General features: G+C 27.4%; 12 protein-coding genes and 3 tRNA genes. 8 read left to right on the top strand and 7 right to left on the bottom strand.

Annotated features, from left to right (window positions below; translation table 11 throughout):
• Nucleotides 1-36 precede the first annotated feature (36 nt).
• Both HNP68_RS01075 and rnmV read left to right on the top strand, forming a co-directional pair.
• Nucleotides 37-1308, top strand: coding sequence for a M18 family aminopeptidase (locus HNP68_RS01075; RefSeq protein ID WP_183219988.1), 1272 nt, complete (start codon nucleotides 37-39; stop codon nucleotides 1306-1308).
• A gap of 2 nt (nucleotides 1309-1310) precedes the next feature.
• Nucleotides 1311-1856: a ribonuclease M5 gene (rnmV, locus tag HNP68_RS01070; protein WP_183219528.1), complete on the top strand. Its 546-nt coding sequence runs from the start codon at nucleotides 1311-1313 to the stop codon at nucleotides 1854-1856.
• Here the strand turns inward: rnmV and HNP68_RS01065 are convergent.
• The 3 genes from HNP68_RS01065 to HNP68_RS01055 form a co-directional block, all read right to left on the bottom strand.
• Nucleotides 1838-1909: transfer RNA gene (locus HNP68_RS01065), tRNA-Asn, on the bottom strand. The two genes, rnmV and HNP68_RS01065, sit on opposite strands and share 19 nt — an antisense overlap.
• 42 nt (nucleotides 1910-1951) lie before the next feature.
• The gene (locus tag HNP68_RS01060) at nucleotides 1952-4048 is read right to left on the bottom strand and encodes a LysM peptidoglycan-binding domain-containing protein (protein WP_183219526.1); all 2097 of its coding nucleotides are present in this window, start codon (nucleotides 4046-4048) and stop codon (nucleotides 1952-1954) included.
• Nucleotides 4008-4973 (bottom strand): hypothetical protein, encoded by a 966-nt coding sequence (locus tag HNP68_RS01055; RefSeq protein ID WP_183219524.1) that lies wholly within the window; start codon nucleotides 4971-4973, stop codon nucleotides 4008-4010. Before HNP68_RS01055 ends, HNP68_RS01060 begins: the two co-directional genes overlap by 41 nt.
• A 96-nt stretch (nucleotides 4974-5069) precedes the next feature.
• Here HNP68_RS01055 and mfd point away from each other — a divergent pair, with 96 nt between their 5' ends.
• Together mfd and HNP68_RS01045 are read left to right on the top strand one after the other, a co-directional pair.
• Nucleotides 5070-8444, top strand: a complete 3375-nt coding sequence (gene mfd, locus HNP68_RS01050; protein WP_183219522.1) for a transcription-repair coupling factor — start codon at nucleotides 5070-5072, stop codon at nucleotides 8442-8444.
• Between the two features lie 25 nt (nucleotides 8445-8469).
• Entirely contained in the window at nucleotides 8470-9687 is a 1218-nt protein-coding gene (locus HNP68_RS01045; protein ID WP_183219520.1) for an acetate kinase, read from the top strand.
• A 61-nt stretch (nucleotides 9688-9748) separates the two neighbouring features.
• On the opposite strand, the gene HNP68_RS01040 is transcribed toward HNP68_RS01045, so the two are convergent.
• Nucleotides 9749-10303 carry a DJ-1 family glyoxalase III gene (locus tag HNP68_RS01040; protein ID WP_183219518.1) on the bottom strand — a complete coding sequence of 185 codons (555 nt, stop codon included), beginning with the start codon at nucleotides 10301-10303 and terminating at the stop codon, nucleotides 9749-9751.
• A gap of 12 nt (nucleotides 10304-10315) precedes the next feature.
• A tRNA-Met gene (locus HNP68_RS01035) sits at nucleotides 10316-10389 on the bottom strand.
• Between the two features lie 215 nt (nucleotides 10390-10604).
• Here HNP68_RS01035 and HNP68_RS01030 point away from each other — a divergent pair.
• Nucleotides 10605-12200 (top strand): glycoside hydrolase family 3 N-terminal domain-containing protein, encoded by a 1596-nt coding sequence (locus HNP68_RS01030; protein WP_183219516.1) that lies wholly within the window; start codon nucleotides 10605-10607, stop codon nucleotides 12198-12200.
• Here the strand turns inward: HNP68_RS01030 and HNP68_RS01025 are convergent.
• Nucleotides 12178-13140, bottom strand: coding sequence for a DHH family phosphoesterase (locus tag HNP68_RS01025; RefSeq protein ID WP_183219514.1), 963 nt, complete (start codon nucleotides 13138-13140; stop codon nucleotides 12178-12180). The genes HNP68_RS01030 and HNP68_RS01025 overlap by 23 nt on opposite strands.
• Before the next feature lie 119 nt (nucleotides 13141-13259).
• On the opposite strand from HNP68_RS01025, the gene cdd reads away from it, so the two are divergent.
• Entirely contained in the window at nucleotides 13260-13703 is a 444-nt protein-coding gene (gene cdd / locus HNP68_RS01020; RefSeq protein WP_183219512.1) for a cytidine deaminase, read from the top strand.
• Nucleotides 13704-13724: 21 nt separating this feature from the next.
• Here cdd and HNP68_RS01015 read toward each other — a convergent pair whose 3' ends face one another.
• Complete coding sequence (locus HNP68_RS01015) at nucleotides 13725-14090, bottom strand: hypothetical protein (RefSeq protein ID WP_183219510.1); 366 nt, start codon at nucleotides 14088-14090, stop codon at nucleotides 13725-13727.
• 121 nt (nucleotides 14091-14211) lie between these two features.
• On the opposite strand from HNP68_RS01015, the gene HNP68_RS01010 reads away from it, so the two are divergent.
• Entirely contained in the window at nucleotides 14212-15573 is a 1362-nt protein-coding gene (locus HNP68_RS01010; RefSeq protein WP_183219507.1) for a cation diffusion facilitator family transporter, read from the top strand.
• Nucleotides 15574-15640: 67 nt separating this feature from the next.
• Nucleotides 15641-15713: transfer RNA gene (locus HNP68_RS01005), tRNA-Met, on the top strand.
• The last annotated feature ends 6 nt before the right edge of the window (nucleotides 15714-15719 follow it).

The raw sequence follows: 15719 nt of genomic DNA, 5'->3' as shown, positions 1-15719 counted from the left end.
ATAGTTATAAAGCAATAAAATTAAAGGAGAACACCTATAGTGAGCGATAAAACACTAGAACCAAAATTTTTTCAAAGTCTGCTAGACAATAGCCCCACACCTTACCATTTAGTAAATTATATTGAAGAGAAATTAATAAATTATTTTAATGCACAAGAATTAAAACTTGATAAAAAATGGGAAATTGAAACAGGATCGTATTACATAAAAAAAGAAGGAACTAGCCTTATTGCCTTTAATATTGATGTAGAAAAAAAATATGAGCCGTTTCTAATAGCAACGGCTCATACAGATAGCCCGGGACTAAAATTAAAAATAGATGCAACAAAAAACACAAGTGGTGTATTCTACAATCATATTGAAGTTTATGGTAGCCCAATAATTTCTACTTGGATTGACAGAGACTTAAGCTTAGCAGGAATTATATATTTCAAAAAAAATGAGAATATTAATTCAAAATTAATCAATATTGAAAACATAGGAATTATTCCAAACCTTGCAATCCATTTAAACCGACAAATTAACGAAGGATTTGGATATAATACTCATGACAATTTAACAGTAATAAGCAGCACTAAAAAATCAATAAAAGATAGCATACTAGAACAACTTGGAATAAAATATGAAAATTTTTTATCTTGTGATCTAATATTTACAGAATCACAACCTTCCAAAATAATAGGAACTGAAAAAGAATTTTTGACTTCTAAAAATCTTGACAATAAATCAGGATGTCACGCAATAATGAACTCTTATATTCATACAAGCAACAATAAAAATAAAATGGCTGTATTTTTTGATAACGAAGAAGTAGGATCTCTAACCTCAAGAGGCGCTGATTCCAATTTTTTATCAGAAGTTTTAGAAAGAATTGATCTTGCTCTTAACTTAAACAGAGAAGAACATTTAATAAAAACAAACAAATCATTTAATATATCGTTTGACAGTGTTCACGGAATTCATCCAGGATATGCGTGTAAACATGATCCAAACTATCAAGCAACTCTAAGTAAAGGTATAGTTGTAAAAAACAGCGCCAATTTCAGATATGCAACAACTTCAACAGGATTTGCAAAATTAAAAAATTTGGCTATTAAAAATAATATTAAGATTCAAGAAATAATAATGAAAGCAAATGTTCCTTCAGGCACAACAATTGGTCCAATATCAAATGCTAGAACGGGAATAGAAACTATTGACATTGGAACACCAATGTGGGCAATGCATTCCCTACGCGAAACAGTATCAATAGTTGACCACATAGAAGCAATTAAATTGCTAAGAGCTTTCTTTGAACAAGGAATTTAAAATTGGAAAAAATTAAAGAAATAATTATAGTTGAAGGAAAAGACGATCTTAAAAGAATAAAAGAATCTTTTGACTGCACAGTAATAGAAACAAAAGGATTTGCTTTAAAAATAGAAACTATTAAATTGCTAAAAAAAGCTTTAAAATACAAAGGAATAATAATTTTAACAGACAGTGATAAATCTGGTAATATTATTAGGCAAAAAATAGTAAAACATCTGGGAAAAAATAATAAAATCAAACATGCATATCTTAATACTAAAGATACCGAGGTTGAATCGGTAAATAAAACAGAAATAATAAAAATAATTAAAGAAGTTGGAACTCTGTATAAAGATAATCAAAAAGATTTATTAACATTAAGCGATTTGTTAGAGCTTGATTTAGCAGGAGAAAACTCAAAAGAAAATAAACAAAAAATACAAAAACACCTTTGCTTAGGACACGGAAACAATAAAAAACTCTTAGAAAGACTTAATTACTTTAAAATAACAAAAATAGAATTAAAAAAACAATTAGCCTTAATTAACTCCCCCAGAAGGACTTGAACCTCCGACCTAGTGGTTAACAGCCACCCGCTCTACCACTGAGCTATAGGGGAAATTGAACACTGTGAATATTATCCTAAATTTAAAAATTTTTGTCAATTATTTTCCAATATTTTTAAAATCCCATTGGCAAGAATTTTAGAATCTTGATCTCTAAGCTTAGAAGATCTAATAGACCAAGCTTCTTCTGGAAATGCTAAATTTCTAACTTCTATTAAAAGCTTGGTCATTACTATATTGTTTCTTAAAACATGTAGATTTTGACCCTTAATATAAGAACTTCTTTTCATTCCTTCTGTAATTTTTTCTGCTACAGATTTTGAATGAATATCATAGTTTCTTTCATCATCCTTTTGATAATAAAACCCCATACTCTTAGGTGCTCCAACACTATTATCCGCATGCAAACTAAAAAAGGCTATATCCTTATCTTTAATATTTTTATATTTATTAACAATGTTTTTAACAACAATCAATCTTTTTTTAAGACCTGCTGGAGTGCCATTTATCCAGGACTCAACAGTATCATTTTTATTCAGGTCATAATCATTGTAAACTTCATTTTTAACATTAACAAAAGTATTGTTAGCAAAAACACTATTCCTAATTAAATGATCGGGGGCTAAAATGGTAAGCTCAACATTTGCCCCCTCTTCTTTAAGATATACATAAAGCCTTAAAGCAATGTCATACACATACTCATCTTCAACAACAAAAACTTCATTTCCAAGACCGTCTCTAGACTTGACAATAGCTCCAGGATCAAGGCCACCATGACCAGGATCAAGAATTATTAACTTATCTTTAAGCCTTGATCCTTTATTAAACCTAGAATTTACCAATTTTTCAAAACTTTTGAAAAGTTGCGTCGCCTTTTTATAAGAATTTAAAGGAGAATACCAATCCTCTGAATAAAATTCACTTGGCTGACTTATTTTTTTGGGTTTATACCAATAATAAAAATCACCAACAACCTCAAATATTGGTATTTTGGAATCTAAAATAACCAAAGAGCTAATATCAAAAAGATCTTGATTTGCAGAAATTCCAAAAGTATTTAAATTTAGCTTTTTGTTTTTACTTGAGGGAAGATTAACTATTGTTTGAACTTTGTCAGAAGAATTAGAGTTAGAATCAACCTTATTTTTAATATATAAATCGTTTTTAGATTTAATTGTAGAAGAATCAAATAAAAGTTTTTTATCAAAAATTTTCAATTTTTGATCGTGCATAATATTGTTACTGCTTAAATTATTCCAATTCTTAAGATCTTCGATTAAAACCCCGTAATGTCTGGCAATGCTATACAAAGTCTCTCCTACAGCAACTGAATGATAAATAAATTGATTATTTGTTTTTTTATCAATTTTTAAATCTTCCTCAACAGGTTTTTCTAAATCACTATTTAAAATCTTTAAAACATTTAGCAAAGAACCTGCTTTAAGATTAACAGCCCGATTGCCATTAAGAGCTACAAGATCCTTAGCAGTAACACCGTAAATATAAGCTATTCTACCAAGAGTTTCTCCCTTTTTAACATAATGAAAATTAACATTTTTAGTAGATTTCTTTAAAAAAAGCTGTTGGCCAATCTTTAATTTATCGTCATTAAGAAAATTAAATTTCAAAATATCCTTAGAACTAATATCAAAATCCTGAGAAAGTTTTGAAAGCGAATCTCCCTTCTTAACTACATAGGGTTTTAAAAAATCAGGTTCAGTTAATACAAGTTTCATTCCAACTTTAAGATCCTTAGAGCTCAAATCATTCCAAGCTATTATCTCTTCTTGACTTAGTCCAACAAGCTTTGAAACACTCTCAATAGTATCACCTTCTTTTACAGTGTAAAAAATTATCCCTTTATTAACAGATTTTAGCACCCCAAGAGAATTATTATCTTTATGAGTAATATTTTGATCTAAATTAGAATTACTTGGAATAATTAATATTTGACCTACCCTAATATTATCAACATTAAGTTTATTAATCCTTTTAAGATCGTTTACTTTAGCTTTGTACTTAATTGCAATTGAAAAAAGAGTATCTCCTTTGACAACCTTATACTCAAAATCAGCGTTAAGATTAGCAGGACTTATTATTAGAAAATAAAATAATATAATAAGTTCTATAATTTGCAAAACACAAAAAGTTTTACTTTTCCTTAATGCCAATATTTTGAACAATGTAGTCATAAATTATCCAATAATAATCATATTTTTTGAAGAAAAAAGTATACCTTTTGGAAATATAAAAATGCCCATCGTCAAAATATAAATCAGCAATTACCTTACCAGCAGTATCAGAATAAGTTGTCTCAATAATAGAAAATTCATTTGGTGCTTTTGAAATATCTGAATTATTAGAATTCCATAAATATTCCTTATACTCTTTAACTACATTTTTATTAGGAACAGATGATAACTTCTGTTTATAAAGGTATGCTTTGCCTTTATCATTCAATAACAAGCCTTCAATGTCAAGATATAAAAAGAATTTCTCTTTTTCCCCAAACTGCAATGCCTTTAATAAATATTTAACAATCTCATCGGGAGACAATTTTTTCTTTTTCAATAGATCTTGAATGTCCTTATTTTCAGACAAATTAACAAGATCTATACTGCCTGGATTTTCATCAAAACTATCATTTAAAAAAAGTGTAATAATATTGGATTCTTTTTTCTTAGATGGATTTGAAACATCTGGGAAAAAAATACCCTTAACAAAATAAACTCCATCTTTACTAAACTTAACAAATTGATTTAAGTTAATAACCACAGAAAACTTTTCATTAGGTCTCAAGCTCATATTCCTAACAGGAATAGCAACATTTTTAGATCTTTTTTTAACATATTCAATGGGTCTTTTAACTTTAATATTAGTAGTATCAGTAACATCAAAATCAAAGCCAAAAAAATTAATATCGCCTATTTCTAAAGTTAAAACACTATCAGACGCATTGCTAAGAGAAACTTCAATAAAAATATTGCTATTGACACGATAAATAGATTGATTAAAAAACTTAATTTTAAAATCAAGCCCCTTATAATCTCCCCCCGCAAACAAAACAAAAGAAATATTCGTAAAAAAGATACAAAAAAGCAATTTTCTAATTTTCATAAGCTCCCCTCAAAACCTAACCACATTATATATAAAGAAAGTAATAATACCTATAGTATATTATTATACTAAATTAATTAAACAAAAAGGTAAAAAATGAATATAGATGAAGAACTAACAACAATATTAAGAAATAATTCCAATTTAAAAAAAATGAAAGAATTTTTAGAACAAAATACATTTTTTTCATTAATAGGATATGAAGGATTTTTCAAAGCTTTCTTAATTAAAAAAATCAAAGAATATAGTAAAACCGGGAAAATAATATTAATAGTTAAAGACGAACATACATTAGATAAAATTAAAAATGATTTAAAAGTAATTACAAATCAAATCTTTGAGCTTAACTATTTTAGTCCCCTTGTATACAAGGGCATTAGCTCAAAAAGTACGATTTTTAACGAAAGAATCAAATTCTTGATAAATTTTTATAAAAAAAATCCTGGAATATACATTACAGTTTTAAAATCATTGCTTAGCAAAATACCAGATCAAAATACATTACTAAAAAATATATATAAAATTAAAAAAAATACTAAGATTAATACATCAGATATTGAAAAAAATCTCATAACATTGGGATATGAAAAAACATTCAGAGTAACAATTCCAGGAGAATTTGCAATAAAAGGAGAAATTATAGACATATACTCTTTTGGAGAACAAAACCCAATAAAAATTATATTAAACTTCGACAAAATAGAAGAAATAAAGAAATTCGATCCTTTAACCCAATTAAAACAAGATAATGAAATTTTAGAATTTCAAATTCTTCCAAAAAAAGAAATTATTTGGAAGAATGATGTTATTAATAACTTAAAAACAAATATTAAATCTGGTGAATATAAAAAAATTTTTGAAGAGTTAAATTTAAAAAAAGAAACAAAAACAGAAGAGATGTTTTATCCTCTAGTAGCAAATACTTACTTAAGTGATGAAATTGAAAAAGACACACCTATTGTAAACTTTGAAATTAACAATTTAGAAAAAGAAATTGAAAAAATACACCAAGAATATAAAAAGCTTTATATAGAAGCAAAAGAAGCTGGAAAAAATATAATTGATCCAAAAAAAATTTTCTTAAATTCTAAAACCTTTAATCTAAAAAGCGATGTTTTATTTTCAAAGATTAAAAGTTCTAAATCCAAAGAAATTGTAGAATTCAAAATTGAAAGTGAGAGAAACTTTTTTTCAAATATTATGCTTGCAAAAGAAGAATTCAAAAATTGGCTAAAAAATGGATTTAAAATCGTTATTGCAGCAGAATCCGAATCACAAAAAGAAAAACTTAAATATATTTTCAAAGAATTACCAAAAGTATCAATTGAGGTTTTAAAAATATCTAGCTCTTTAATAATAGAAAAAGAAAAAATCGCAATTATTCTTGAATCAAACATCTTCAATACAGGGGAAAAAATAAACAAAACCTTTGAATCTTCAAAAACAAAAGCTATTAGCTCTTTTATTGAGATTGAAAAAAACAGCCATGTGGTTCACATAAACCATGGAATTGGTATATTTAGACAAATAAAGAGAATAAAAACAAGTTTTCTTGAAAAAGATTATATTGAAATTGAATACGCCGAAGGAGAAAAGCTATTTATTCCAATTGAACAAACAAATTTAATCCAAAAATATATTGGGGGCGATCCTAAAAATATTAAATTGGATAAAATTAGCTCTAAAACATGGATAAAAAATAAAGCAAACGCAAAAAAAAGAATTGAAGAGATTGCAGACAAATTAATAGAGCTTTATTCAAAAAGAGAAAGCATTAAAGGTATTAAATACCCAGAAGATAACGAATTACAATTGTTATTTGAATCTGAATTTCCATACGATGAAACTCCAGATCAAATAACAGCAATAAAAGAAATCAAAGAAGACATGATGAGCTTCAAAGTGATGGATCGCCTTCTTTGTGGAGATGTTGGATTTGGAAAAACTGAAGTCGCAATGAGGGCTGCTTTTAAAGCTGTAATGGGAAACAAACAGGTTATTGTACTTTCACCAACAACTATCTTGGCAGAACAACATTTTAATACATTCAAAAAAAGATTCAAAAATTTCCCAATCAAAATCGAAGTATTAAGCAGATTTATCAAAAACAATACAGAAAACCGAATTTTAAAAGAATTGAAAACCGGGGAAATTGATATAATCATAGGAACACACAAAATTCTTTCAAAAAAATTTACCTGCAAAAATTTAGGACTAATAATAATTGATGAAGAACAAAGATTTGGCGTAAAGGAAAAAGAAAAACTTAAAGAAATAAAAATTTCAGTTGATTGTCTTGCTCTTTCTGCAACACCAATTCCCAGATCTCTTCACATGTCACTAATTAAACTCAGAGATATTTCCGTTTTAAAAATTCCTCCTAAAAACAGAGTAAAAATAGAAGCTTATTTAGAATCGTTTAGTGAGCTTTTAATAAAACATGCAATTGAAAGTGAACTATCTCGGGATGGTCAAGTTTTTTTAGTAAATCATAATATTGAAGAACTGCATTATTTAAAAACATTAATTGAAAAATTAACTCCTTACGCAAGGATTGCAATAATTCATGGAAAACTCACAGGAGACGAAATTGAAAACATAATGCACAATTTTATTAAAAAAGCTTATCAAATTTTATTAGCAACAACAATAATTGAAAATGGAATAGACATCCCAAACGCAAATACAATAATAATTAACAATGCAAACAAGTTTGGACTTGCTCAGCTATATCAACTAAAAGGAAGAGTTGGAAGGGGTTCTAAGAAAGCTTATGCTTATTTTTTGTACCAAGATAGCGAAAAGCTTAATGAACGCTCTATTGAAAGACTAAGAGCAATAACCGAATTTTCAGACCTAGGATCTGGATTTAAAATAGCAATGAAAGATATGGAAATAAGAGGTGTTGGAAATTTGCTTGGTAGAGAACAACATGGAGAAATTGAATCGATTGGATTGGACTGTTATTTAACAATGCTAAATAAAGCAATTGAGAAAAAAATGGGGAAAATTTCATTAGAAGAAGAAGTTGATATTGAAATTAACTATAACGGCTTCATTCCTGACAATTATGCAAAAAATGAACAGGATAAAATACTAATCTACAAAAAAATCTTTGAAATTCAAACCGAAGAAGAAAGTAAAAAGATAAGATCGGAAATCCACGACAACTTTGGCCCAATACCTAAAGAAATAAATAGTCTATTAATGTTAGCTGAACTTAAAATATTAGCAAAAAAATTAAATATAAAAAAACTAAAAGAAACAAATAGAACTCTGGAAATAGAATATAAAAACACTGAAAGCATCCCTATGAACAAAATAATAGAAATAGTTCAAAAGCATCCTAATTTATTACTATTAAATCCATCGTACCAAAAATCAATATTCTTAAGCTTTAAAAATATTGAGAAATCTGACAAAATAAATTACATATATAAAAACATTAACTTGCTAAAAACAAACACATAGCTTGTCAAGCATAAAAGGAAAAAAAATGAAAATATTAATCATAAACACAGGAAGTTCTTCGTTAAAATTTACTATTTATCAATATGAAAATTCAAAAAAATTAATATCTGGAATTATTGAAAAAATAAAATTACCAAAATCAATCATAAAAATTATAAATACTGATGGATCAATAATAGAAAAATCAGTGAAAGGAGTTGAAAATCACCAAAAAGCAATAGAAAAAATGTTTAAAATATTGCTAAACAGTAATTCAAAAATTCTTAAAACTATTAGTGAGATTAAAATAATAGGACATCGAGTTGTACATGGAGGATCAAACTTTAAAAGTTCAGTAATTCTTAAAAACAGCATTTTAAATAAATTAAAACAAATTTCTGAACTTGCTCCACTTCACAACCCAAGTGCAATCACAACAATAGAAACAGTACTTAAAATTTTACCACACACAAAACAAGTTTTATGCTTCGATACATCATGGCATCAGACTATAAAAGAACATGCTTTTCTTTACGCAACTCCATATTCTTGGTATAAAAAACACAATATTAGAAAATATGGCTTTCACGGCCTTTCTTATTCCTACATAACAAAAAGATCATCAAAAATTTTAAATAAAAAAATAGACGATCTAAATTTAATAATATTACATCTTGGAAATGGAGCAAGCATTAATGCTGTTAAAAATGGAAAATCTTATGACACAAGTATGGGAATTACTCCACTTGAAGGCCTTGCGATGGGAACAAGAAGTGGTGATATAGACCCAGCAATTATTAATTTAATGAGCACAATATTAAATAAAACCACTAAACAAATTGAAGAAATATTAAATAAAGAAAGCGGTATACTAGGGATTTCTGGAAAATCAAATGATATGAGAGACATTTGGAACCAAATTGAAGAAGGAGAATATCAATCAAAACTTGCAGTAGAGATAATGGCATATAGAATAAAAAAATATATTGGATCTTACATTGCCATTCTTGATTTTAATATTGATGCAATAATTTTTACAGGTGGGATTGGTATTGTTGATTATGGAATAAGAAATCTTGCACTAAAAGGGTTTGAAAAAATTGGAATAGAACTGGACCTTGAAAAAAATGAAATGGCTCAAAACAAAAATTTAGAATCCGAAATATCAACAACTAAAAGCAAAGTAAAAATACTAGCAATACCAACAAATGAAGAATCAACCATTCTTGAAGACATTTATAATTTAATTCCAAAAAACTTATGATTTTCAATTTTAAAAACTAAATTTGATTAATTTATTATAGCCATTTTAAATAGTTTTATATTTAACCCCCACAAAGTAAAGTTGCTTTTTTAACATTTTCCATTATCTGCCTTCCCTTTATCATTTCAAGAAGAGTAAAGGCAAATTCAAATGAAGTTCCAACTCCTTTAGAAGTAATAAAATTATTACTAATTACAACATTTTTATCTACAAACTCACCATCAAACACGTTTTTTTCCAAACCTGGATAACATGTAAACTTATTAAATCCTAAAAGACCTTTTGCAGCAAGCACCACTACTGGAGAAGCACAAATAGCTGCAATAAATTTACCTTTAGCATTCATATCTTTTAAAATTAAATCCAATTCTTTTGAATTAAAAAGATTAGTAGCTCCGGGCATGCCTCCTGGGAGGATTATTAGATCAAAATCATTCTCTTTACAATTTGATATTACATCATCTGTTAAAAAAGAAACACCTTTTGAGCTTATCACAACATTATCATCATTTACACTGATAACTTGAATATTAACATTGCCCCGTCTTAAAATATCAATCGGAACTATAGCCTCAATATCTTCAAAGCCATTTGCAAGAACAATTCCTACTACCATTAAAACCCCTAATGCTGATGGAGGGACTTGAACCCACGACAACTCGGATATGAGCCGAGTGCTCTAACCAACTGAGCTACATCAGCTTAAACTTTTATTAAGTTTATAAATTTCAATAATGCTTTGTCAATGTTATTATTCAAAAGAATTATTATAAAGTATAATACAAAATGATTTGCTAATATACATAGATACTAATCTTATTAGCATTTATTATTTGTATGGTTAAATGAAAAGAAATTTTTATCTTATCGCCCTTTTTATAGCTACCAACTGCTTCTCCATTGATTTTTGGGATACAATGGAAAGAGAAAAATTAATAAATGAAATGGTAAGCAAAATGCAAAATCATGAACTATTAGGACAAATGTTCATGATAAGCTACCCCAATCAATCAATCACAAATTTTGTTCTTGATTTTATAAGTAAAAAAAATCTTGGGGGAATTAAAATTTTTGGATGGAACGCAAAAAATTTAAAAAACTTAACAGAAAGTATTAATAAAGCTCAAAAAACATCTCAAAATAATAAATTTAAAATTCCTTTATTTGTAGCAACAGATCAAGAAGGGGGGTTGGCACAGCACATAAAATTAAATACATCGGGAACAGTTGGCAATCTTGGAATTGCAGCATCCATGTCTCCAAAAGATTCTTATAATACAGGTTATTATATAGCACAAGAGCTAAGTCAACTTGGAATAAATTTAAATTTTGCACCCATAGTAGATATCTATAGTAATGAAAATAATTTCACAATAGGACCAAGAACATATTCAGATAACCCAAAAATAGTATCACTTCTTGCTCTGGCCTTTTACAAAGGACAAGAGCAAGGGGGAATAATTTCTACCGCAAAGCATTTCCCAGGACATGGAAATACTGCTCTTGACTCTCATATAAATATTCCAATAATAAATTCTAATTTACTAGAAATAAATTTAAATGAACTTTTACCATATAAAATATTAATCCAAGAAAACATTCCGGTAATAATGACAGGCCATCTAGCATATCCAAAGCTTACAAATGGAGAAAATATTCCTGCATCGTCTTCAACAAAAATAATTAAAGATATACTGAGAAAGAAATTAAAATATAATAACATAATAATTACTGATGATTTATTAATGAACGCAGTAAAATACAATAATGAGAATATTTACACTACAATTGAAAGAATAGTTAGAACCCAAAATGACATCTTTTTAATATCTTTAAATGAAAATATACAAAAAAATGCTTACAACATGCTACTAAACTTAATGAAAAAAGATTTAGAAATAAAAAACAATATTATTGAATCTAATAAAAGAATATTAAGAATAAAATTGACATACTTAAAAGAAAATAAAAATCAATCTGATCTTTACCCTAATTTCAATAAAGATGGAAAAATATATTCAAAAGAAGGTGAAAAATTTTTTGAACAAAATACATTAAGGAGTATTACAAAAGTAAGAGTAGATAAAGAAATATCTAAAACCAAAAAAACCCTTATAATATCTCCTTACTACAAAATGATGGCAGAAGGCAAAAAAATATTTCAAAACACATATGCTTACTATTACGACTATTATCCCTTAAACAGTATCAATCTTAAAAAACTTGACGAAATTAAAAAATTAATTAAAAAATTTGAACAAGTCATCTTTCATTTATCAACGCCTGGGAGTTTGAAATATTTAGAAAATTTAAAAGAATATAAAGATAAAATAAGCGTAATTGTATCCCTTACGCCTCAACATATCAAAAAATTACATTGGATAAAAAACATAGTAATCATTTATGGAACAACACCTCTGGCATTTAAATCTGGATTTTTAACACTAACTAAGGATTTTGATCCAAAAGGAACCATCCCTTTAAGTGATATTATAAATAAATATTATCCTTAATGTACGCTAGCATTCTATTTTTTACAATCTCTAAAGAACTTTGTTTAATTCTAAACCCACTAGCATTTTTGTGCCCCCCACCTCCAAAATCTTCTGCCAATTTTCCAACATTAAAAGAATCTTTGGATCTAAGCCCAACTATAATCGAACCGTCTTCCATTTCCTTTAAAATACCTAAAACTTCATTATTATCAACATTGCTTAATAGCATATAAAAAAGTTCATTAACCCCACTAACAATACCATCTTTGTTAGAACTATAAGAAGATAAAAATGTAAATAAAACCTTTCCATTCCAATAAGATTCAAGATTGTTTAACATTAACTTAAGAGTTTCTATTGACTTTAGGCTTTTGGATATTTCTATATAACTGTAAACTTCTTTAAGACTTATTCCTTTTGAAACCAATCTTGCAACCATTTCAAAAGGCTCCGGATCACTTCTTGAAATAAATTTAAAAAACCCAGTATCAGTACAAAATCCTACTAAAATATACCATGCCTCTTCTTTTGTAAGATCATATCCAAATTCTCTGATTAATTTTTCAATTAAAAAAGTCGTAGAGGGCGCAAAAGGATCAATATAACCTGCACATTTTAATTTTTCACCAGACATATGATGATCTATTACTAAAATAGGCATATCCTTTACATAAAATATAAATTCATCGCCTATCCTATCTAAAATTGAGCAATCCAAAATAATAACTGAATAATCTGCAAGCTCAATATTAGGCCACTCAGATAAAAATTTATCCTTAAAGGGCATTATTTCTTTTCTAACAAAAGGACCCTCATTTAATAAAATAGAATTTTTACCAATTCTTGAGAGAAAAGATGATAAAGCTAAAGACGAACCTATACAATCGAAATCAGGATCCTTGTGCCCAATAATAATAAAATTATTGTACCTTTTAATAAAATTAATAACATCTCTCATAATAAAGTTTGCAAACCTTCCGCAAAACAAGTTTGTAGCTTGTTTTACATTGACTATATTACAATATTTCAATAAAATAAACCACAAAGGATAATCAAATACAATATATGGGGGCAATTGTGACAAAATTAAAACAAGAAGATATAGATAAAGCATTTTATATGGCAGAAAAAGCAAGAAACAATTCATATTCTCCATATTCAAAATTCAAAGTAGGAGTCTGCATTAAGACTAAAACAAACGATTTTTTTATTGGAACAAATGTTGAAAATGCAAGTTTTGGCGCAACTTGTTGTGCAGAAAGAAGTGCTATTTCAAATATGATTGCAAAAATAGGTGTACAAGAAATAGATTTTTTATTGCTTAATACAAGTCCCGAAGCTATTCCATGTGCTATATGCCTGCAAGTAATGGCAGAATTTTTTGATCAGGATACAAAAATAATAATAACAGAATCTAACTCATTTAATAAAAACAAAACACCAACAAAAATTTATATATTAAAAGATTTGCTTAGAGCTCCTTTCGATAGAAAAGAACTGCTTCGAGTAACAACAACATAGTCACAACTTATAAAAACTAAATTAATCTAATATCTTTAGAGAAACTATAGCATTCGCAAGCCTATTTAATTTATCGCTTTCAAGAGTATTAGCAGATAAATTAAATGTATTTAAAATAAGTTTCTTCTCATCAAAACTAAAGTTATACTCCAAGTCATCCAATAACAAAAAATTAATAATTGGAACAAATTTTTCTACAAAACTATATAAACTATTATTAAAATCATAAGATTCATAATAATAATTGAATACATCTTCTAATGAATTTCTGTCAAACTCTTTTAAAATTTCACAAAAAATATTTTTAATATTTTCAATTAAACTGTGCAAATTATTATTAAAAATAATTTTTTTACATTTTTTCACAAAAAAATCAGATTGCCGCATAAAATATTCCTTACTTTTGTCTTAATAAACCAAGATTGAACTTGAATTTAATAATTGATAAAATGTAGCATTAATATCTACATTGATAAAATTATGCAATAACCAGGAGAATGTTACAATTATGGTTAAGGTAATAAGCTTAAAAAACATCCATAAATTTGCTCATTTAAAGCTAGATCCTTTAAAAAAAGAAGATATCTACATCGTTTATATTGAAAATAATTCAAAATTAATTGCAAATCTTAAAGCATCAGCAACGGATGGTCAAATTAAAATAATTCATTTTTATATTGATGATGATTTTAAATCAGAAGGCATAGAAAGAATAATGATTAGCAATTTAATTCATTACGGCAAAAAAACCAAATTTAACACAATTTTATGCAAAATTACTGAAATACAAGAAGAGCTTTTGGGTTTAGGGTTTGAAAATAAAGATTCTCAATATAAAAAAGAATTAGCATCTGAAATAGAAGAAGATACATTTGTAATGGGAATAGGAATAATCTCTATATTCACCGAAGTAGCATCAATATCTTCTAAGCTTACTGTCGGAATACTTTTTAACTCATTTGCGCTTATTGCTGATGCTTTCCATGTTATGGCCGATTTTGTTTTATCTACAATAACTTATTTTAGCTTAAAAATTACAAGCAAACCTGAAACCATTCACTACCCTCATGGACACAAACTAATGGAAAGCTTAATAGCTTTTATCATGGGAATAATCATAGTTATGGCGGGATTTACACTATTTTTAAATACAACAGGATTAAATAAATTTATAACTCTGGGGGGAGAGTCTGGATTTACTCTGCACATACACCAAAACAAAAATAAAAATAATAATATACATGACTTACATGACTTACATGACCACTCACATGACCATGATCACAACCACTCACACGATCACAATGAAGAAGACAAAAAAAATATACTAGAAATATTTTCAAATAATTCCCTTAAAAAAAGTTTATGGATACCACTTACCCCCTTCATTTTTTTCATAGTGAAAATAATAGAATATTTGACAAAATTTCAAATAGGGAAAAGATACAACAACCAACTTCTCCTAGCACTAGCTTCAGCCGATAAAAACTGTATATTCTCACACGGTGGGATTACATTAAGCTTATTACTTGCAACTTACATGTGGAGTGGCTTTGACAAAATTATGTCTATATTCATTGGCTTTATCATAATAAAAGAGGGACTTAATGTAATAATAAATAACGCAAACAATTTGCTCTCAAAACAAAATATAGATCTTAAAAGAAGCGTAAAAGACACATTGAAAAATTTAAATATAAACTTTAAAACACTCAATTTTCACAATCAGGGTAACAAACTTGTGCTTTACATCAAAATAAATTTGAATTCAGAAAATGAATTTCAAAGTTTTATAAATAAAACACAAAATATTAGAAAAATTGTAAAACAAGAACATAAAGAAATAAATGATATATACTTCTTGGTCTAATTAAATTAATAATAAACAAATAATTGACACTTATAATAAAGTTGTGATAACATTTTAAACTGTAAGACGCAGGGTAGAGCAGTTGGTAGCTCGTCGGGCTCATAACCCGAAGGTCATAGGTTCGAGTCCTATCCCTGCTATATTTT

Origin of the sequence: Borreliella yangtzensis, from assembly GCF_014201775.1 — a bacterium.
GTDB classification, from domain to species: domain Bacteria; phylum Spirochaetota; class Spirochaetia; order Borreliales; family Borreliaceae; genus Borreliella; species Borreliella yangtzensis.
The sequence above is the reverse complement of the archived record's forward strand: the minus strand, read 5'-3'. Positions and strand labels throughout refer to the sequence as shown.